This window comes from Rhizobium sp. CB3090 (assembly GCF_029714285.1).
Lineage (GTDB): Bacteria > Pseudomonadota > Alphaproteobacteria > Rhizobiales > Rhizobiaceae > Rhizobium.
This window is the reverse complement of sequence record NZ_CP121663.1, coordinates 794339-814528: the sequence shown is the minus strand read 5'-3', so window position 1 is coordinate 814528 and position 20190 is coordinate 794339. Positions and strand designations below refer to the sequence as shown.

Genomic DNA, 20190 nt, shown 5'->3' with positions numbered 1-20190 from the left:
TTTCTGTTGCGTTGAAAATCTAAGGCTGCTGTTGCGGCTCGCCCGATCCTTGCCGATCGAGCCCGCCATCTCTGATCCGTTGATATCGAAGAGCATTCTTTCGAGAGCTGGCACATGACAGAACAAAGATTGATATCCGAACTGGAACAGTTGGTTTCCGAGGGTCGCAATCCGAACACGATGCATATCGATCTGTTGTCGACCTTCGATATCCTGCGCGAAATCAATTACGAGGACCAAACCGTCCCCGCTGCAGTCGAAAAGGTCATTCCCGCGATCGCAGCGGCGGTAAACCAGATCGTTGCGGCTTTCCAGAAGGGCGGGCGGCTGATCTACATGGGTGCCGGCACCAGCGGCCGGCTTGGCGTTCTCGACGCATCCGAATGTCCGCCGACTTTCAGCGTGCCGCAGAGCATGGTGATCGGTCTGATCGCCGGCGGCCCCGACGCGCTGCAACGCTCGATCGAAGGCGCCGAGGACGATCCTGAGCAGGGGCGGCAAGCCTTGCGGGACATCGGCCTGACCGCGGCAGACGTCGTCGTCGGCATCGCCGTCAGCGGCCGCACGCCCTACGTCATCGGCGGGCTGAACTACGCAAAGAGCGTCGGCGCGGCCACTGTCGCCCTGTCCTGCAATCCCAATTCCGTCATTGCCGGCATTGCCGATCTCGCTATTTCTCCTGTGGTCGGTCCGGAAATCCTGACCGGATCGACCCGGCTGAAGTCGGGAACGGCACAGAAGCTCATTCTCAACATGCTGACGACGGCGAGCATGATCCGGATCGGCAAGAGCTATCAGAACCTGATGGTCGACGTGAATGCGAGCAACAAGAAGCTGGTCGCTCGCGCCTCCCGCATCGTCATGCAGGCGACCGGCTGCACCCAGGAGGAAGCCCGCCGCGTGCTCGACCAGACTGGCAATGATGTCAAACTCGCCATTCTCATGGAAATTACGGGAATGGGCATTGAAGAAGCCCGTGTGGCATTGCAAAACGCTGGTGGATTCCTGCGAAAGGCCATCAGCGCGAAGACAGTATGAACTGAAATCGCAGCAGCGGTAGCCTTTAACGAAGTGGCCAAAATCGGCTGGGAGCGAAAAAAACGCTCAGAGGGAGAACAGAATGAAAAGACATTTTGCAAGGAAGCTGATTTCGTGCGTCGCCGTTGCGGCAGCTCTTGGTATGGCGGCAGTTTCGACCGAAGCGCATGCGGCGACGCTGCGCATGGCATGGTCGCAGGATGCGACCGGCCTTGACCCGCACAAACAAACCGCCTTTTCCTCGATCCGCCTGCTGGAGCTGATCTATGAGCCGCTCGTCCGGCTCGACAGCAATCTGCAGATCGTTCCCGCCATTGCCGAAAGCTGGCAGTTTTCGTCCGACGGCAAGGAGTTGACCTTCAAGCTCAATCCGAATTCGAAGTTCCAGAACGGCGCTGCCGTCACGTCGGCTGACGTGAAGGCGTCGTTCCAGCGCATTCTCGATCAGGCGACAGGTGCGGCCGCCCGCGCGAATTTCCTGTCGATCGCCAGCATCGATACCCCGGATGCGACGACCGTCATTTTCCACCTGTCGCAGCCCGATGTTCCAATTCTGACCTCGATGACCAGCCTCAACGCCGCCGTCGTTCCGGCAAGCGAAATCGCCGCCGGCTCCGTCGGCACCAAGGCGATCGGTTCCGGCCCCTTCAAGCTCGAAAATTGGGTTCCGAATTCCAAGGAAGTCCTGAGCGCCAACAAGGCCTGGGCCGGCGGCACGGTCGGCGTCGACGGCATCGATATCAGCGTCCTTCCCGATGAGACGGCTATCCTGGCATCGCTTCGCACGGGCCAGATCGATTTTGCGCTTCTAAACGATCCGCTGGTCGCGACGCTCGTTCCCAAGGAGCCGAAGCTGCAACTGACCCGCACGCCGGTACTTTCCTACAACGTCCTGCAGCTCACCCCCTCACACAAGCCTATGGATCAATTGGCCGTGCGCCAGGCGATCTCCTGCGCGATCGACCGGAAGGATGTGCTCGATACCGCAGCGCTTGGCGAAGGCAAGGTGACGGGACCGTTGACCATGCCTCTCTATGCAACCGATCCGAGCCAGCTCTTCTGCTACAAGCGCGATGTCGAAAAGGCGAAGAAGCTGATGGCCGATGCGGGCCTCGCCAACGGCTTCTCCGCGACCGTGATCGCCGCCACCGGCGAGCCACCGACGGCCACCGCCGAAGCCCAGGTCATCCAATCGCAGCTCGCCGAAATCGGCATCAAGCTCGACATCAAGGTGATGGAACTCAACGTCTATGTCGATGCCTGGCTGAAGGGCAATTTCGACATGGCGGTTGCGCTGAACGGCGGCAGTGCCGATCCCTATTCGATGTATAATCGTTACTGGACGAAGACCGGCAATCTGCAGAAGGTCGCGAACTATATCGATGATACGCTGGATAGCCTGATGCAGAAGGGCCGTATCGAAACCGATCCGGCCAAGCGTAAAGTAATTTTCGGCGACTTCGAAAAGCACATCGCCGAAGTCTCGCCCTGGATCTGGCTCTATACATCCAACGGCTACACGGCCGAGCAAAAGAACGTTCAGGGTTTCGTGCCGACGCCGACGGGTTCTCTCTTCGGTCTCAGCAAGGTATCCATCAAATGATGGATACCGGGTTCTAGAGCGGTTCAGCGCTTCACGGAATCGCTTCCCCGCTCTATCCCTTTGTTTTACGCATTCCGGACGGAAAACCGCTTCGCACTTTTCCTGGAATTGCTCTGGAGGACGTTCCATGGGCTACCTGACGCGCCGGCTGATGACATTCCCGCTGATCATGTTGGGAGTGTCCATGCTCGTGTTCGTCGCCATCCGACTGGTGCCGGGCGACGCGATCACGGCGATGCTCGGAACCAATGCCGGTCTGCTGACGCCCGAGCAGCGGCAGGCCCTGGCGGCTTATTTCGGCATCGACCAATCATGGTTCGTGCAGTACTGGCATTGGCTGTTCGGCGTACTGCAGGGCAACCTCGGCATATCCGTCACCTACGGAAAACCCGTGCTCGACATCATCCTTGAACGGTTTCCGCTGACGCTCGAGCTTGCGCTGCTGTCCATGCTGATCGCGCTGCTGATCGGCCTGCCGGCGGGCGTCTTCGCGGCGACGCGAAACGAAAAACTATCCGATCTCACGGTCCGCATCGTTGCCATGGTCGGGCAGTCCACCCCGAATTTCGTTCTCGGCCTTCTTATCATCTATGCGCTTTCGGCCGGCTTCGGTGTCCTGCCGGCCATGGGTGCGTTCACGCCGTTCTGGCAGGATCCGCTTGGCAATCTCGGCCAGATGATTCTGCCGGCGCTGACGCTCGGCTTTGCCTTTGCCGCCTCGGTCACGCGCGTCGTGCGCTCCGCCATGCTCGACGTTCTGAGTGACGATTATGTTCGCACCGCCCGCAGCCGCGGCGTGCCGGCCAGGGGTGTCATCTGGCGTCATGCGCTGCCCAATGCGCTCATTCCAGTGGTGACGCTGAGCGGCGTGGAATTCGGCTATCTCCTCGGCGGCGCCGTGCTTGTCGAGCAGATTTACGCGCTGCCCGGCCTGGGGCGGTTGGTGCTCGATGCCATCCAGCAACGTGATTACGCGCTTGTGCAAGGCTGCGTCCTGTTCATTGCCTTCAACTTCATGATCGTCAATCTGCTTGTCGACCTTGCCTATGTCGCGCTCGATCCACGTGTTCGCCTGGGAGAAGGCTGATGCGTTTTATCAAAGCCATTTTTGGGCACACGAGCGGCCGCATCGGCGGCACCATTGTCTTCGTCTATCTCATCCTCGCCATTTTCGGCACGCTGGGGCTCACCCCCTATGATCCGGTGACGCGGAGCCCGTTGAATCGGCTGCATGCTCCAAGTGGCGCCTTTTGGATGGGGACGGACCTGCTCGGGCGCGACGTGGCTAGCCGACTGATGGATGGCATTGGCGAGTCCTTCACAGTCGCCTTCCTCTCGGTCGCGCTTGCAAGCCTGATCGGCACTGTGCTCGGCCTGACCGCCGCCTGGTTCGGCAAGCGCTGGGACGGGGTAATCATGCGCACGATGGATGTGCTGCTGGCATTTCCGGCCATCCTCCTCGCGCTGCTGATCATCGCCATTGTAGGCCCCGGCACCTGGACCAGCGTCGCAGCGATCGCCATCGTCTATACGCCGATCTTCACCCGCGTTGTGCGCGGGCCGGCGCTCTCACTGAAATCGCGCGATTTCGTCGATGCCGCCCGCACCTTCGGCAGCAGCAAACCCTATATACTGACGCGGCATCTGCTCTTGAACCTCGTCGCGCCGTTGACGGTGCAAATCACGCTGGCGCTCGCATGGTCGCTCCTGACTGAAGCCGGCTTGAGTTTCCTCGGCCTCGGTACACAGCCACCTGCCTCTTCTCTCGGATTGATGCTGAGCGACAGCCGCAAACTGATGGAAACGGCACCCTGGCTGCTGATCTTCCCCGGCCTCACCATCATGATCAGCATCCTCGGCTTCAATCTGCTTGGCGATGCCTTGCGTGATATTCTTGATCCGAAAATGCGGAGGTCCGCTCCGTGAGTCCTCTGCTTTCCGTCTCCGATCTGCAAGTGGGCTTTGGTCGGACTCCCGAGGCGAACAAGATCGTCCGCGGCGTCAGCTTCGATATCGCAGCCGGTGAGACGCTGGCGATTGTCGGCGAGAGTGGGTCGGGAAAATCCGTGACTGCACTCTCGATCAATCGTCTGGTCGATTTCGGCGGTGGCCGCATCATCGGCGGCTCGATCAAGTTGACGCGGCCCGACAACAGCATTCTCGACCTGACGACGGCGACGGAGGCCGAACTCACAAAAATCCGCGGCGCCGAGATCGGCATGATCTTCCAGGAGCCGATGACCTCGCTCAATCCCGTGCTGACCATCGGCACGCAGATCGAAGAGTCTTTTCGTCTGCATCGCGGCTTGACCGGTCGCCAGGCAACCGCCGCCGCAAAGGATGCGCTGGACCGCGTCCGCATCCCCGATGCTGCCCGGCGGCTGAAATATTGCCCGAACCAGCTCTCCGGCGGCATGCTGCAGCGTGTGATGATCGCAACGGCGCTCGCCTGCAATCCGCGCCTCCTAATTGCCGACGAGCCGACGACGGCGCTGGACGTGACAGTGCAGGCGCAGATCATGGCGCTCCTCGCCGAACTGAAGCGCGAGACCGGCTTGGCGATGATCTTCATCACCCATGATATCGGCCTCGTTGCCGGCATCGCCGACAAGGTGATGGTGATGCAGGCTGGCCAGGCGGTCGAACAGGGCGAGTTGAACCAGATCCTCGACAAACCCAGCCATCCCTATACACAGCATCTTCTTCATTCCGTGCCGCATTTTTCGGCCGGCCGTGCGACCCGGTCGGATTTCAGCCGTGACGCCGCCGCAAAAGCTCCGCCGGCGTTAAAGGTGGATGGGCTGACGGTTCGCTTTCCAGTATCGAGCAGCTTCTTTCGCCGTCCGACCGGCGCTGTGCACGCGGTCGAAGGCGTTGGTTTCGACCTGCTGCCCGGCGAAACGCTGGCGATCGTCGGCGAAAGCGGTTCGGGCAAATCCACCACGGCGCGGGCAATCCTCGGTTTGGTGAAGTCGACGCGGGGCACATTCGCGACGACTGCCGGCAAGGTGGCAGATCGGACGAGTGCCGTGCAGATGGTGTTTCAAAATCCCTATGCCTCGCTCAACCCAAGGCTTCGCGTCGATAGCATCCTGGCCGAACCCGTTATTGCCGCCGGTGGCCGTGCCTCGGGGGAAACGCGCAACAGGATGGTTACGCTGCTGAAGCGGGTCGGCCTGCCCGAAAACAGTCTCGAACGCTATCCGCATGAATTTTCGGGCGGGCAGCGCCAGAGATTGTGTATCGCCCGGGCGCTTATGTTGAACCCTTCGGTTCTGGTGCTGGACGAGGCCGTCTCGGCTTTGGATGTGTCCGTCCAGGCGCAGGTTCTGAACCTGTTGATCGAATTGCAGCGCGAGTATGGCCTTGCCTACCTTTTCATCTCGCACGACATGGCAGTCGTCGAGCGGATCGCGCACAGGATCGCGGTGATCTATGCCGGCCAGATCGTCGAGATCGGGGATGCCGTATCGGTGCTGTCGCAGCCGAAGCATTCCTATACCAAGCGGCTGATCTCGGCAGTTCCTGCTGTCGACCGCCGGCGGGAGAATTTTGCGCTGGATACGCGCCAAGTCCCCTCGCTGGTGCGCCCGCTCGGTTTCGAGCCGGCTGCACCCGAATGGCGACAGTTCGCTCCGGATCATATAGCACAGGCAGAAGCCTGACGGAGAGGCGAGGGGCGGCGTGACGGCAACAGGGAATACGGAACTTGCGCAGCGCTTCGATCGGGCATTCCAGCCCGTTGAAGCCGCCGTTGCTGCCGGGCGCATTCCTGGAGGTGTGCTCGGCATTGTCGATCGCGACGGCAATAGGATGGTCCGCGCAGTCGGCTCCGCGCAGAAGATTCCCGTCACGCGGCCGATGTTTGCCGATACCTGGTTCGATCTGGCCTCGCTGACCAAGGTCATTTTCACCACGCCGCGCATCCTGGCTTTGGCGGAAGCCGGTACGATCGATCTCGATGCGCCGCTGATTACGCTGCTGCCGGATCTGCGCCAATATGATGCGGCCGCCTGGGAACGGAAGGTAACTTTTCGCCAATGCCTTGGCCATGAGACACCCTTTCCGGCTGTCGAGCCGCTTTATACCTACGGCCGCGATCCCGACCTGCTGCGCGCTTTCGTTCTGCAGCGCGAATGGCGGGCCGGTCCGCCTGTCTATTCCGATATCAACTTCATTTTGCTTGGGCTTGCACTGGAGCGCCTGACGGGACAGACGATCCGCGATATGGATGCCGGGCCGGGCTTCGCTTTTTCCGTCGCACCCGATGAAGCCGCAGCGACGGAGGATTGCACCTGGCGCCACCGCATTCTCTCGGGCGAGGTCCATGATGACAATTGCTCCGCCCTGCAGGGCGCCGGCCATGCCGGCCTGTTTGGCACGGCAGCCTCGGTCCTCGATTTTGCCATGGGTCTGCTCACCGGCTCCGGCGCATCCGAGCGCTCCATTGCATTGATGCGCACGCCGTTATCCGCCACACGCACCCATGGATGGGAGCGGCCCCATGACGGCTGGTCCGGCGGCGGGCTGTGCTCGCCGGGTACGATCGGCCATACCGGCTTCACCGGCACCGGTCTCTGGATCGATTTCGACAAGGGCAGGGCGTGGACCTTGCTCACCAACCGTATTCACCCGACACGCCATTTCGACAGCGGCATCGTGGCGCTTCGTCAGACCGTCGGCGATCTCGTCAACAGAGCTTAGGAGCTTGATCATGGAACCAATCTGGGCCGTCGGTCTGATGACCGGAACCGTTCTCGACGGCAATATCGATGTTGCTCTGCTCAAGACGGATGGCGAGCGGATTGAGGAGTTCGGTCCCTATGTGCTGGCACCCTATCCGGAATGGATCAGGACGCTGCTGGAAGAGACTCTGGCGCAGGCCCGGGTCTGGAATTTCAACGGGCCGGAGCCGGAAATCTTCAGAAAAGCCGAGGAAGCATTGACGCGTGCCCAGTCGGACGCGGTGAGGGACCTCGTTGAAAGCTATGGGCTGAGGATGGCCGATATCGGCGTGGTCGGCTTCCACGGTCAGACCGTGCTGCATCGCGCACCGCAAAAGGAACGCCGCGGCGATACGCGCCAACTCGGCGATGGCGAGCTGATGCGTTCCATCCTTGGCACCAAGGTCGCCTACGACTTCCGTTCTGCCGACGTGCGCGCCGGCGGTCAGGGCGCGCCCCTTGCTGCCGTCTACCATACCGCCCTGCTGCGACGCGCCGGCGCCGGAGACGATACCGCTATCCTCAATCTCGGCGGCGTCGCCAATATCACCTGGTCGGATGGCGAGGGCAATTTCGTCGCCTTCGACACCGGACCGGCCAATGCGCCGCTCAATGATTTCGTCAAATCCCACGGCCTTGGCGAGATGGACAGGGACGGCGCGCTCGGCAAAGCAGGCAAGGTGGATGAGGCGAGGCTCGCGAAGTTGCTGGAACACCCTTATCTCAGTGCCCCCTATCCGAAATCGCTGGATCGCTTCGACTTCGGCGCCTCCATGGCCGACGGCCTTAGCCCCGAAGACGGCGCCGCAACGCTTTCTGCCTTTACAGCGGCAGCGGTCGGCAAGGCCTTGGATTTGCTGCCCCGCCGCCCGAAGAAGCTGGTGGTCAGCGGCGGCGGCCGCCGCAATCCGACGATCATGTCGATGCTCAGGACCCGTGCAGGCGTCGAGCCGATTTCGGCAGAAACGCTCGGTTGGCGTGGAGACGCCGTCGAGGCCGAATGTTTCGCATTTTTGGCCGTGCGGGTACTCCGAGGCCTGCCGATCAGCTTCCCCGGCACAACGGGCGTCCCGACGCCGATGCTCGGCGGCCGCCTTGCGGAATAGGCAGGCAGCGGCATCCCGCTTTCCAATCACACTTCGATCGTAACCGAAGCATCCTCGCTGAAATTCATCTATTGATGATGTGAACCTGGTCCGGCTCAGGAGGATGAAATGAGAACCGTAGAGCCAAAGATCCTGTATTTCGGGACGCCGGTCGCACTGATCAGTAGCTTGAATGAAGACGGTTCGACGAATTTGTCGCCGATCTCATCATTTTGGGCGCTTGGCTGGACGATGGCGCTTGGTCTGCTGAATGATGCCAAGCTCGCAGAAAATCTCGCGCGGCATCCGGAATGCGTCGTAAACCTTCCTTCTCCCTCCATGTGGCAGATGGTTGAAAAGCTAGCGCCGCTAACCGGCAAAGACCCAGTACCCGAACTGAAGTCCAAACAATTCAAGACAGAGAAAGACAAATTTGCAGCAGCCGGATTTTCCAGGCTCGACAGTGAGATGGTTCGTCCGGTGCGCGCTGCGGAATGCCCGATTCAGATGGAAGCGCGAGTCTTGTCACGTCATGAGATGGGCGGAACGAAACTCGCTGAGCTTGGAGGCGGCCTCGTTGCCGTCGTCGAGATTTTGCGCGTGCATGCTAGCGAAGAATTCCTGAAAGACGAGAGTGATCACATCGATCCGAAGAAATGGTCTCCTTTGGTTTACAATTTTCGCCACTATTACAACCTTTCCGACACAGAACTCGGGAAAACATTCCGCGCGTGACATGCTGTTTAATGGCCCCGGTGCCGTTTGGGCACCGGAGGCTATAGCAATGATCTCTATCCGACGGTCTCATAACGCGCGCGGCTGAGGCTGACGCAGCTTGCGATCGCTGCGCAGATACCGGCCAAAACAAGCGCGAGGCCAGGCGCACTTGCCTGCGGCACGATTTCGAAAATGATCGACATGCAAATGGCACCAAAGGTTTGCCCGAGAAGACGTGCCGTGCCTTGCATGGCTCCCGCCGCGCCGCTGCGTGCTTTCGGTGCCGAGAGGAGGAGAATGCGGTTGTTCGGAGTCTGGAAAAGACCGAACCCGACACCGGCGATCACCGTTCCGACCAAAAATCCAATTCCTCTCGGATCGACCGGGCAGAGGCCCGCGATGAAAAGGCCTGCAGCCAGGAGCGCGCCACCGGAGGCGCAGAGCCACGCCGTCTTGATGTGATTGGCAAGGCGTCCTGAAATCGGGGCCACGATAATGGTCGCGGCGGGCCAGGGCATCATATAGAGCCCCATCTGAACCGGCGGCATATGCAAGGTGTGCTGAAGGTAGAATGGCAGCGCGACGTAGCTGAGCATCTGACCGGTAAAGCACGCGATTGACGCGATGACGGCAACTCGAAAAGCAGGTTTGGCCAAGAGGTCCGTTGGGACAATCGGTGCAGCGCTCTTATGTTCAAGGCGCAGCAGCGCGATGAGGGACAGAATAGAGCCGGCAATCAGGACGGAGCCGCTGATCGGTGCGGTGGCTATCCGGTCTGCGCCGGAGAAGAACAGGACGAACATCAGCGTATTGGCGAGCAGTGCCGCCACGTTCAACTGCCGCTTCACGCCTGGCAAGGGGCCGAGAAGGCCGCCAGACAAAAGAACAATCATGCCAAGCGGTATGTTGACGGCAAACAGCCAAGGCCAACTGGCTACGGAGAGGATCGCCCCGGCAACACCTGGGCCTGCGGCTGAAGAAATCGCAATGACCATCGCATTGATGCCGATGATAGTTCCCAACAGCCGCTGCGGCACCGCAAAGCGCAGGTTCATTATGCCGAGCGCCATGATCGCACCTGCGCCCAACCCTTGAGCAAATCGCGCTGCGATCAGTACGGGAAGATTTTGAGCGAAGGCGCATGCCGCAGAAGCCGCTGTGAAGAGAGCGACACCCATCAGGAAGACCCGTCGCGGCCCGTGAATTTCACCCAAGGCGCCGCAGGGCAGGAGAGCGACGAGTACGGCAAGCTGGTAGCTGGACACGACCCAGACGGTCTCGCTGGCATCGGCACCCAGCGAGGCGGCGATCGATGGCAGCGCGACATTGGCAATGGCGCCGTCCAGCACGACGAGAACCAACGTCACCAGAAGCACGCCGACCGCCAAGTATCGGCGCGGATAGGGCAGGCCGTCATAGGTAGGAGCTGCGAGAGATGTTACGGACATTGGGCTCACCTTGTATATTTCTTTGCGCCATGAATATCCCGGAGCCATAGTTTGCACCAGACGCAACACAGGAAACTGACTGTTGCATCAAACGCCTCATGTCGCTAAAACTTCCCAATGCCCGAGATAGACTTGAACCTGCTGCCAGCCTTGGACGCTTTGCTTCGTGAGCGGAGCGTATCGGCCGCCGCCCGAAAGCTCGGACTCAGTACGTCTGCCATGAGCCGGACCTTGTCGAGGCTTCGGATTGCGTTGAGCGATCCCATTCTGGTTCCGGCAGGCCGGGCGATGGTCGCGACACCGCATGCGGAAGCGATCGCCGAGCAGGTGCGTTTGCTGACTGCGGCCGTGCAGACCGTGCTCAGCCCGCCGCCGGCGATCGATATTCGCGAGCTGCAGCGCGATTTCACGATCCGCGCCAATGAGGCATTCGTGCTTTTGCATGCAGCGCGTCTAAGCGTTGCCGTCAAGAACGCGGCGCCTGGTGTGAGATTGCGTTTTGCGCCCAAACCAAACAAGGAAATTCAGCCCCTGAGAGATGCAACGCTTGACCTGGATATCGGGGTTATCTCCGGTGATGGCGCGGAGTTGCGCGGCCAAACACTGTTTGAGGACTCCTTTGTCGGCGTCGCGCGGGCGGGGCATCCTCTTTTGAAGGCGAAGCCTATAACGCCCGAGCTATACGCGGCCTGCGGACACGTCATCTCCTCCAGGCGGGGACACATCCACGGGCCTGTTGACGAAGCTCTCGCCGAACTCGGGCTTTCGCGAAAGGTCAACCTCGTGGTGCCGAGCTATCCGGCAGTTATGGCGGTCGCAGCGGCATCCGATCTTATCGGATTGCTGCCGCGTTCGTATTGCCAAGCGGGTGCTCCGAGGCAGATCGAGATGTTTGAGCTGCCCGTGGTCACGCCCGGCTTCATCATCGCGCAAACCTGGCACCCTCGCATGGATGCAGACCCGGCCCATCGATGGCTGCGGGCATTGATCTTCGACGCATTCAGGTCATAGACCGACCATCAACCGGGGGCTACCCGGAGGCGGCTTGCAGCTTGTCGGTTTCCGTCATCGCGCATCGATGCTATCAAGAGGGCAATCTAGCGATTTGACGGGCTTCCAACGGGTTTCGCAGGATGGCAGGCAACCAGCATCGGTCCGGCTTTGTCGGAAGGGTCATAGGTTTCGTTATTGCGTTCGGCTGCGTCGTGTCGGCCGGTTGTCCCGCGAAGGCTCAGCCTGAATGGAGCGTTGCGCCACCGGCTTGCATTTCCGGGCCTTTGATAACGAACACCGGCGAAACGCTTTGCATCCGCAAGGAAAGCTACAATCACGACCTCTGCGACGCGATCGACTATTTCGCCCGTGCCAATCATCTGCCGCCGGATTATCTTGCCAGGCTCATCTGGCGCGAGAGTACGTTTCGCCCCGATGCCGTCAGCCCGAAAGGTGCGCAAGGCATTGCGCAATTCATGCCGGGAACGGCAAAGTTGCGCGGTGTTCAGGACAGTTACGACCTGCTGGAGGCGCTGGGCAAGGCGGCAGCATATCTGGATGAACTGCGCAACCATTTCGGCAATCTCGGCTTGGCGGCAGCGGCCTATAATGCGGGCGAAAACGGCCTCGCAAATTTTCTCAATTCCGGCAATCTCCCCAACGAGACGCGCAGCTACGTGATTGCCATTACGGCGCACACGGTCGAGCAATGGAAGGATGACCCTCCGGACACGGTCGCGCCGGAACTCGACAAAGGCAAGCCTTTCGCGCAGGCCTGCATGGCGCTTGCCGGCAGCCGCCGGCTGAAGCAGGTGGCTTTGGAGCAGGAACGGCCCTGGGCGCCCTGGGGCGCTCAACTTGCGGAGCACTTGCAGCTCGATACCGTCCGGCGGCTTTTCTCCGAGGATGTCAGCAAGCTTCCATCGCCGTTGAATGAAGAGAAGCCGCTCATCGTGCGCCAACGCAACGCCGACTTCGGCTTTCGTATTCGATACGCCGCTCGCATCGGCCGGCAGACGCGCGACGAGGCGGATGCGGTTTGCGCTCAGGTCCGCCAAAAGGGCGGCGTATGTTTCGTCTTCAAGAATTGAGGTTTTGCCTCGCATCCCGATCACTTTCAGGACAAGCAAAGCGGCATAGCATCTTTGCGTTTAAACCTTGCGACCGCTAACCCAAGTGGCCGTGATGTTTGGCCTCGACGCGGTATAGATGATTTTCTGCAGGATACGCTCGCCCTTGTCACGGTCTTCGAACAGCCGCACCGTGCCTTTCTCGGCATCGGCGTGGATGAGCACGGCGTCGAACTGATAGCCGGGCGTGAATTGCCCGATGGGGAGATCAAGCGCAATGCCGCCGCCAGCGGTCGCGATATGGAAGGCCTCGCGAAAATCGATCTGGGCCTGGCCGAACGTCGAGCGGGCTGACGGCGGCAAGTTCGGGTCGACGCCGCTTTGCAGCATCCGCGATGCCAGGATCGCGCCACGGGCGTTCTCGAACATCGAAGCGCTCGGGCCGCCGGAAATATCCGTGCCGAGACCGACATGTAACCCCTTTTCGAGCGCGGCGCGCAATGGAAAGACGGCATTGGCGAAATAGGCATTCGAAAGCGGACAATGCGCGATGGCGGATTCGCGTGCACGAACCGTTTCCATATCCTTCGCCGTCAGAAAATTCGCATGCGCCAAGACCGTCCTGCGGCCAAGCAGGCCGAAGCGATCAAGGCTATCCGTATCCGTGATGCCATGTCTTGCAAGGACATAGCCATGCGCCCAATCGCTCTCCGAGCAGTGGGTCTGCACATGGCAGCCACATTCCCTGGCAATGGCGCCGAGCCCTTCGAGCGTCGCGTCGGTGCAGGAGGGGATGAAGCGCGGCGTGACGACTGGCAGTACGCGTCCTTCGCGATTATCTGGATGGCCGCGGACGTAATCGATCAATGCGCGCGTGCCGTCGAGTGCTTCTTGTGCTGACACGTCGCGGTAATAATCTGGGCACTCCTCTGCATTGTCCATCGCCACCTTGCCGATCAGGGCTCGCTGACCCTTTTCCAGGCAGATATCCACCAGTGCCCGCGTCGCCTCCTGATGGATGGTGGCAAAATAGAGGGCAGTCGTGGTGCCATTGGTCAGCAGATCATCGACCAGCAGACCATAGATGCGGCGCGCGAAGGCGGCATCCTGATAGCGCGCCTCCAACGGAAAGGTGTATTTCTGCAGCCAGACTTCCAAGGGAACATCGAGCGCATCGCCGAGCTGCGGATATTGCGGTGCATGCACATGCAGATCGACAAAACCGGGCAAGATGTAGAAGCCGGCCGGCAGGGTCACGAGTTCGCCGGATGCGTCGCGCGCATCACGGATGCTTCGGTAATTCGGATCGCCGTGACGATGAACGGCGGCAATCACACCGTCGGCATCGATCTCGATCAGCACGTCGTCCAGAACGTCGATGATGCCGCGCGTGGGTGCATGAAATCCCGATGCGCTGAGCGTCTTATTGCGCAAATTCATCAGTATGCCCTTTTCAGGCGGCCATGATCGTCATGCCGTAGATGGTACCCGTCTCCGTCGGCCAATGGCGATCAGGGGGCATCGACGTAGAACGAGTCTCTATTTCTCGAAAATGATGCGGCCCGGTGGGAAGATCAACTGTTGGAAATGCATAGGTTCTTTGTCGTCAAGCATGGCAAAGCGTGGCTTTGTAAAAAAAACCTTATTTTCGATGTTTCGATTGCGGGAAGGGCAAAGCCAAAATTTCATGGGGAGGCCGTTGCGGCTAAGCCATCATCAATAGCTCTTCCCAATCATCTCCGCTGCCTTGGAGCCGATCGCCATCGCCGGCGCATTCGTATTTCCTGAGGGGATGAAGGGAATGATCGAGCAGTCGATGACCCGCAGGCCATCGATGCCGCGCACGCGCAGCTTTCCATCGACCACCGACATCGGATCATCGTCCGGCCCCATGCGCAGGCTGCCGGAAGGGTGGTAATTCGTCTTGACGGTCTGGCCGGCGAATTTGGCGAGCGCCTCGTCGTCCTGCAGCGCCCGGCCGGGTAGGATTTCGTCGGCGATCTTCGATTTGAATGGTTCCGTCTCCAGCAGTTGCCGTGCAACCTTCAATGAGGCGAGCGTCAGGCGCAGGTCGTCGGGATCGCCGAAGAAGTTGCAGTCGACCAGCGGCTGATCCGCAGGATCGCCCGAGCGCAGCTTGACACTGCCGCGTGCCTTCGGGCGCAGCAGGCAGGAGGTGAAGGTGACGCCATAGGTGGGCTTGGCGGAGGAGACGTCACGGTCGAGATAAACGATCGGGGCGCAATAGAGCTGGATCGATGGCCGCTCGCTGCCGTCCGGATCGTAGAACAGGCAGGATTCGATGCCGGTGGTGGTCACCGGCCCCGAGTTGAAGAGCAGATATTGCAGCCCGTTGCGAAGCATCGGCCAGCCCTTGTCCTCGCCGAAATAGCCGGATTTGGCCTTGGTCGTGGCGATGACCGGGACTTCATGATGATCCTGCAGGTTGGCGCCGACGCCGGGAAGATCGAGGGCAACGTCAATACCGTGTTCGCGCAGGTGATCGGCCGGGCCGATGCCGGACAGCATCATCAGTTTGGCGCTGTTGTAGGTGCCAGCAGCGACAAGGATCTCTCGTTCGGCATGGATCGTGTGGCTTTCTCCATTACGCGTGTAGGTGATACCGGTCGCGCGGCCGTTTTCGATGGCGATGCGGTCGACACGGGCGTCGGTGATGATCTCAAGCCTTTTGTCGCCGGCAAGCGGGTCAAGGAAGGCCTTCTTGGCATCGGATCGTTCCGTCTTGCCGTTCCACTGGCCGAAGGTGTGCTGCATGATGCCGACGCCGTTTTGCCTGACGCCGTTGAAGTCGGGATTATAGGGATGGCCGAGCCCCTGCGCGGCCAAGAGGAAGTCCTCCGTCGTCCCGGAGATATGCCCGGGCTCGGAGATGCGCAGATTGCCGGATATGCCATGATATCGGTTGTTGAAGCGCGTATTCGCTTCGATCCCTTTGAAGTGCGGCAGCATGTTGGCATAGGACCATTCTATCCCATGGCCAAGATGGGCGGCCCAGCCGTCATAATCTTCCTTCTGGCCGCGCATGTAGACCATGGCATTGACAGCGCTGCCGCCGCCAAGCGCCTTGGCGACCGGAACGATCGGCCCGCGGCCGCCGAGTTGCGGCTGCGGAACCGTATGGTGCATTTCAAGGAAATCGTCGCGGGCGAGATATTTCATATAGCCGGCGGGAAAAGCCATCAGCTTTGCGGTTTTGCGCGGCCCGCGCTCGATGACGAGAACGGAAAAGCCGAAATCGCGTACCAGCCGCATGGCGGCAACGCACGCTGCCGAGCCACCGCCGGCAATGATGAAATCATAGGTCTTCGCCACCTATCCCCCCTGGTCGATATTCATCGTCTTTAAATTGCACGGATCATGCTTCTGTAGACTCTGATCCGCGCCCCAATTCCTTGCTCGCCCCGAGCGCCAGCGCCTTCTTGCTTTCCAGCACGAGCTTCATGCGCCGATCTCCTGAACCCGCAGCGCCTGCCGGGCAAGGAGACGTTCGATATCTTTCACATCGAGCGGAGAAAGCTTGGCGCCGGGCTTGCGCAGGGCGGCGGATTTGATGACGCCGCGTTTGGCGAGGACATATTTGCGGGCGGCGAGCCCAATGCCTTGTTGCTGCTCGTAGCGCGCCAACGGCAGATAGGCGTCGAAGATCTCGTGTGCCCGGTCGACATCTCCGGCCGTATAAGCCTGAACGACGCCGACCATCATCTCCGGATAGCAGAAACCGGTCATGGCGCCATCGGCGCCGCGGCCCATTTCCTCAGGAAGGAAAAGCCCACCATTGCCGCAGAGAATGGAGATACGCCGCGTTTCGCCCTTGTCGCTGGAGGCTCGCAACGCAGTGATCTTCGACAGGCCTGGCCAATCCTCATGCTTGAGCATGACGCAGTTCGGCACGTCCTTGATGATCCTGTCGATGACCTTGGGCGCGATGGTGACGTTCGTTGTCAGCGGATAGTCCTGCAGCACGAAGGGCGTATCGCCCAGCGCTTCACCGACCGATTGATAGAAGGCAAAGGCCTGGTCGTCCGTCCTGATCGTCCAAGGCGGCGCGACCATCACGCCCGCAGCACCCTGGTCCATCACAGCCTCGGCCAGTTCTCGCATCGGCGCAAGCCCCGGCGCTGATACGCCGACGACAACCGGCAGGCGGCCATCGAGGCGCTTGAGCACGCGCTTTACGACGGCGCGCGATTCCTCCGCCGTCAGTTTCGGAGCCTCGCCGAGTTGACCGAGCACCGTTAGCCCAGTCACCCCGACGCTCTCGTAGAAATCCACCGTGCTGTCGATGCTGACGAAATCGAGCGCGCCTTCGTCGGTGAAGGGCGTTACGGCGATCACATAGACGCCCTTGGCGTTCTCGGTCAGTCTTGCCATCCAGCCGCCTCCCAATTCATTCGCCGAACAGATGCTCCGGTGCTATCCGCAAACATCGTCACAATTTTCGTTGTTCGTCAAATGATTGGACAGCGTAGCTAGGAGATGATGCTTCAACGGAGCCGGTTTCCCTGTCCGTCAAAATAGCGGCGTCTCTCTGGCGAGCAGCGGAGATAAAGGGTGTCGCCGCGCTGAATGTCGGGACCTTCACGATATTCGGCAATTAGGCTCTGACCGTCCTCTGTCTGGCAATAGAGATAGCGCGTGCCGCCGAGATATTCGTCGAAGTCGACGGTCACGCGGATGGCATCATTGCTATCGGAGACGACGATCAGATGTTCCGGGCGCATGCCCAGCATCAGCTTGTCGCCCGGCGCAAGACCGGCCCGCCCTATATTGGTCTTGATGGAACCGCCGGGTACTTTGGCGGAGCCATCGGCCTCCCATTCGGCTTCGATCATATTCATGCGTGGCGAGCCGATGAAGCCGGCGACGAAGATATTGGCCGGATCTTCATAGACCTCGCGGGGGCTGCCGGCCTGCTCGATTTTGCCATCTCTCAGCACGACGATCTTGTCGGCCAGCGTCATCGCCTCGGTTTGGTCGTGGGTCACATAGATCATCGTGTTGCCGAGTTCACGGTGCAGCCGGGCGATTTCGATGCGCATGGAAACGCGCAGTTCCGCGTCGAGGTTGGACAGCGGCTCGTCGAAGAGGAAGACATCCGGCTTCCGCACGATCGCCCGGCCGATGGCGACGCGCTGGCGCTGGCCGCCGGAAAGCTGGCCGGGGCGGCGGTCCAGCAAATGGTCGATCTTGAGGATCGCCGACGCGGCCTTAACGCGCGCTTCGATCTCGCCGGCATCGGTCCGGGCCATTTTCAGCCCGAAACCGAGATTTTCCCGCACGCTCATATGCGGATAGAGCGCATAGGACTGGAAGACCATGGCGATGCCACGCTCGGAAGGGTCGAGATCGGTGACATCCCGGCCCTTGATCGCGATCTCGCCGTCGGTCACTTCCTCCAGTCCGGCGATCATCCGGAGCAAGGTCGACTTGCCGCAGCCGGACGGGCCGACGAAGACAACGAATGCACCTTCCTGCACTTCAAGATCGATACCGTGAATGACCTCCAGCCCGCCGTAATTCTTGCGGACCCCGGTCAATCTCATGCTGTTCTTGCCCATGTCAGGCTCCGTGTTGCGTCTGGCCGGCGCGGACCCAGACGAGCATCTCACCCGGCTCGCGATTATCCCACAGATGGTAGGGAACGAAACGGGCGGTGGCAGAGCGGCTCTTTGGCGGTGCCGTTCGATAGAGGTCCGATCCCCAATCCGCCTCATCGCGGCTCACCGGAATATCGAGTGCGACCGCGCCCTCGAGTGCGGCAATTTCCGTTGTCTGCGCCGCTGCGGGGTTGCCGGCAAGCGAGATGCCGTTGAGATCACGGCCATTATCGGTGGTCTCGACGCAATAGACCAGAGGCCCGCGCATCAGCGCCGCGCGTCCTGCATCCTGGCGTACTTTGGGATTGGCGAACAGCATACGCGGGATCAGCGGAATGTTCAGATCGACCTTATCGCCGCTCTGCCATTCCCGCTCGATGCGAGCATAACCATCGACAGTGATCGAGGAGAGATCGACGGAAGCACCATTGATGGCAAGCGTTGCGCCCTCCGCCCATTCAGGAATGCGCAGCGACAGTGCGAAGCGGGCGCCGCGGTCCGGATTGACCTCGAAATGGATCGCGCCATTCCAAGGGTAATTCGTTTCCTGAGACAGTTCGACCGTCACGCCGCTTGCGAGCGGCACGCGGGCCTTGCTCTCGCCATAGAGATGCACGGCGATTTCGTTGTCGGCAGCCGCATACATGTAGGAACCGACCGAGGCGAGCAGACGGGCGATGTTCGGCGGGCAGCAGGGGCAATTATGCCAGGTCCAGCGATGATGCTTGCCGGCGCTTTCCAGCGGGTTTTCGTAGAAAAATGTTTTCCCATCGAGCGACAGCCCGGCCATCGCACCATTATAGAGCGCCTGTTCCATGATATCGGCATAGCGCCGGTTCGGCCCACGGCCGAGCATTCGGTTCGCCCAGAAAACCAAACCGACCGAGGCGCAAGTTTCGGCATAGGCGCTTTCGTTCGGCAGGTCGTAATAGTCGGTGAAGCCTTCGTTGGAGGCGGCTGGCCCAATGCCGCCGGTGACATACATCTGCTTGGTGGTCAGATCGTCCCACAGTGTCTCCAGCGCCGACGTCAGGCTGTCGTCATTATATTCGGTCGCGATATCGGCCATGCCGGAATAGAGATACATGGCGCGCACCGCATGGCCGACCACCTTCTTCTGCTCCCGAACCGGCTGGTGGGCCTGATTGTACTCATAGGTCTTCTGCACGAATTTTGCCGGATCGCGGCCGTCGCGCAGCGCTTCTTCGGTGAAGAAATGCGGCTCCTGGCCACGCTCGTCGATGAAATACTTGGCGAGATCGAGATATTTCTTCTCGCCCGTGACGCGACCGAGCTTGACCAGCGCCAGCTCGACCTCTTCATGGCCGCAATAGCCTCGCAACTGTCCCTCGCCATGGCCGAAAACGGTGATCATGTAATCGGCAAAGCGGCTCATGATGTCGAGCAGCTTGCGTTTTCCCGTTGCCTGGTAATAGGCGACCGCAGCCTCGATCAGGTGTCCGGCGCAGTAGAGCTCGTGATGATCGCGCAGGTTGGTCCAGCGACGGCCCGGCTGAACGCGCTGGAACCAGGCGTTCAAATAGCCATCCTCCTGCTGCAGCTTTTCATACATATCGATGATCGCGTCGGCGCGGGCCTCAAGCTCCGGATTTGGACGGCGATAGAGCGAATAGGCGATGGTCTCGATCGACTTGCCAAGGTCGCTGTCCCAGAACATCTGCGTCGAACCCGACCAGGTCTGCAGCGGAAGAACAATGCCGGGGCTTGGCTTGTCGACGTCGATTGCCCTGACCATGCCGGCCTCGACGCAACGATCGAGCAGGGTGGCGGCCGTGGAGTTGCAGATCGCGTCCTGCCGGGCGCCGAAGAGGCCGTGAAGTTCGACATTCGGAACGGGCAGGGGGCGGAACTGGCGATTTTGCTTGTCTGACAT

At 60.5% G+C, this 20190-nt stretch carries 16 protein-coding genes; 10 read left to right on the top strand and 6 right to left on the bottom strand.

The window, feature by feature from the left end:
- Positions 1–114: 114 nt before the first annotated feature.
- The 8 genes from murQ to QA646_RS22330 all read left to right on the top strand — a co-directional run bounded on the left by murQ (position 115) and on the right by QA646_RS22330 (position 9185).
- Positions 115–1038, top strand: coding sequence for an N-acetylmuramic acid 6-phosphate etherase (gene murQ / locus QA646_RS22365; RefSeq protein WP_283060431.1), 924 nt, complete (start codon positions 115–117; stop codon positions 1036–1038).
- 82 nt (positions 1039–1120) lie between these two features.
- Positions 1121–2641, top strand: a complete 1521-nt coding sequence (locus tag QA646_RS22360; RefSeq protein WP_283060430.1) for an ABC transporter substrate-binding protein — start codon at positions 1121–1123, stop codon at positions 2639–2641.
- Positions 2642–2768: 127 nt separating this feature from the next.
- The gene (locus QA646_RS22355; protein WP_283060429.1) at positions 2769–3728 is read left to right on the top strand and encodes an ABC transporter permease; all 960 of its coding nucleotides are present in this window, start codon (positions 2769–2771) and stop codon (positions 3726–3728) included.
- Complete coding sequence (locus tag QA646_RS22350) at positions 3728–4567, top strand: ABC transporter permease (protein ID WP_283060428.1); 840 nt, start codon at positions 3728–3730, stop codon at positions 4565–4567. The genes QA646_RS22355 and QA646_RS22350 overlap by 1 nt, the downstream gene beginning before the upstream one ends.
- Positions 4564–6306, top strand: a complete 1743-nt coding sequence (locus tag QA646_RS22345; protein ID WP_283060427.1) for an ABC transporter ATP-binding protein — start codon at positions 4564–4566, stop codon at positions 6304–6306. Before QA646_RS22350 ends, QA646_RS22345 begins: the two co-directional genes overlap by 4 nt.
- Positions 6307–6325: 19 nt before the next feature.
- Entirely contained in the window at positions 6326–7345 is a 1020-nt protein-coding gene (locus QA646_RS22340; protein ID WP_283060426.1) for a serine hydrolase, read from the top strand.
- Between the two features lie 10 nt (positions 7346–7355).
- Positions 7356–8471, top strand: a complete 1116-nt coding sequence (locus QA646_RS22335; protein ID WP_283060425.1) for an anhydro-N-acetylmuramic acid kinase — start codon at positions 7356–7358, stop codon at positions 8469–8471.
- 108 nt (positions 8472–8579) lie between these two features.
- The gene (locus QA646_RS22330) at positions 8580–9185 is read left to right on the top strand and encodes a flavin reductase family protein (protein ID WP_283060424.1); all 606 of its coding nucleotides are present in this window, start codon (positions 8580–8582) and stop codon (positions 9183–9185) included.
- 56 nt (positions 9186–9241) lie between these two features.
- Here the strand turns inward: QA646_RS22330 and QA646_RS22325 are convergent, their stop codons facing one another.
- Positions 9242–10543 (bottom strand): MFS transporter, encoded by a 1302-nt coding sequence (locus tag QA646_RS22325; RefSeq protein ID WP_283060534.1) that lies wholly within the window; start codon positions 10541–10543, stop codon positions 9242–9244.
- 189 nt (positions 10544–10732) lie between these two features.
- Here QA646_RS22325 and QA646_RS22320 point away from each other — a divergent pair, with 189 nt between their 5' ends.
- Together QA646_RS22320 and QA646_RS22315 are read left to right on the top strand one after the other, a co-directional pair.
- Complete coding sequence (locus QA646_RS22320; protein WP_283060423.1) at positions 10733–11626, top strand: LysR family transcriptional regulator; 894 nt, start codon at positions 10733–10735, stop codon at positions 11624–11626.
- Between the two features lie 122 nt (positions 11627–11748).
- A complete protein-coding gene (locus QA646_RS22315) occupies positions 11749–12699 on the top strand; it encodes a lytic transglycosylase domain-containing protein (RefSeq protein ID WP_283060422.1) in 951 nt (316 codons plus the stop codon).
- Between the two features lie 60 nt (positions 12700–12759).
- Here QA646_RS22315 and guaD read toward each other — a convergent pair whose 3' ends face one another.
- From guaD to QA646_RS22290, 5 genes are all read right to left on the bottom strand, one after another.
- Positions 12760–14118 (bottom strand): guanine deaminase, encoded by a 1359-nt coding sequence (gene guaD / locus QA646_RS22310; RefSeq protein WP_283060421.1) that lies wholly within the window; start codon positions 14116–14118, stop codon positions 12760–12762.
- A gap of 276 nt (positions 14119–14394) precedes the next feature.
- Complete coding sequence (locus QA646_RS22305) at positions 14395–16011, bottom strand: GMC family oxidoreductase N-terminal domain-containing protein (RefSeq protein WP_283060420.1); 1617 nt, start codon at positions 16009–16011, stop codon at positions 14395–14397.
- A gap of 126 nt (positions 16012–16137) precedes the next feature.
- The gene (locus QA646_RS22300) at positions 16138–17070 is read right to left on the bottom strand and encodes a dihydrodipicolinate synthase family protein (RefSeq protein WP_283060419.1); all 933 of its coding nucleotides are present in this window, start codon (positions 17068–17070) and stop codon (positions 16138–16140) included.
- Positions 17071–17183: 113 nt separating this feature from the next.
- On the bottom strand, positions 17184–18257 hold the full coding sequence (gene ugpC, locus QA646_RS22295) for a sn-glycerol-3-phosphate ABC transporter ATP-binding protein UgpC (protein ID WP_283060418.1): 1074 nt from the start codon (positions 18255–18257) through the stop codon (positions 17184–17186).
- A gap of 1 nt (position 18258) precedes the next feature.
- Positions 18259–20190, bottom strand: coding sequence for a glycoside hydrolase family 127 protein (locus QA646_RS22290; protein WP_283060417.1), 1932 nt, complete (start codon positions 20188–20190; stop codon positions 18259–18261).

What these genes read in the sequence shown, in the direction of transcription:
- murQ (WP_283060431.1), top strand. Translation starts at nt 115, where the DNA reads ATGACAGAACAAAGATTGATATCCGAACTGGAACAGTTGGTTTCCGAG.
- QA646_RS22360 (WP_283060430.1), top strand. Translation starts at nt 1,121, where the DNA reads ATGAAAAGACATTTTGCAAGGAAGCTGATTTCGTGCGTCGCCGTTGCG.
- QA646_RS22355 (WP_283060429.1), top strand. Translation starts at nt 2,769, where the DNA reads ATGGGCTACCTGACGCGCCGGCTGATGACATTCCCGCTGATCATGTTG.
- QA646_RS22350 (WP_283060428.1), top strand. Translation starts at nt 3,728, where the DNA reads ATGCGTTTTATCAAAGCCATTTTTGGGCACACGAGCGGCCGCATCGGC.
- QA646_RS22335 (WP_283060425.1), top strand. Translation starts at nt 7,356, where the DNA reads ATGGAACCAATCTGGGCCGTCGGTCTGATGACCGGAACCGTTCTCGAC.
- QA646_RS22330 (WP_283060424.1), top strand. Translation starts at nt 8,580, where the DNA reads ATGAGAACCGTAGAGCCAAAGATCCTGTATTTCGGGACGCCGGTCGCA.
- QA646_RS22320 (WP_283060423.1), top strand. Translation starts at nt 10,733, where the DNA reads ATGCCCGAGATAGACTTGAACCTGCTGCCAGCCTTGGACGCTTTGCTT.
- QA646_RS22315 (WP_283060422.1), top strand. Translation starts at nt 11,749, where the DNA reads ATGGCAGGCAACCAGCATCGGTCCGGCTTTGTCGGAAGGGTCATAGGT.
- guaD (WP_283060421.1), bottom strand. Translation starts at nt 14,118, where the DNA reads ATGAATTTGCGCAATAAGACGCTCAGCGCATCGGGATTTCATGCACCC.
- QA646_RS22300 (WP_283060419.1), bottom strand. Translation starts at nt 17,070, where the DNA reads ATGGCAAGACTGACCGAGAACGCCAAGGGCGTCTATGTGATCGCCGTA.
- ugpC (WP_283060418.1), bottom strand. Translation starts at nt 18,257, where the DNA reads ATGGGCAAGAACAGCATGAGATTGACCGGGGTCCGCAAGAATTACGGC.
- QA646_RS22290 (WP_283060417.1), bottom strand. Translation starts at nt 20,190, where the DNA reads ATGTCAGACAAGCAAAATCGCCAGTTCCGCCCCCTGCCCGTTCCGAAT.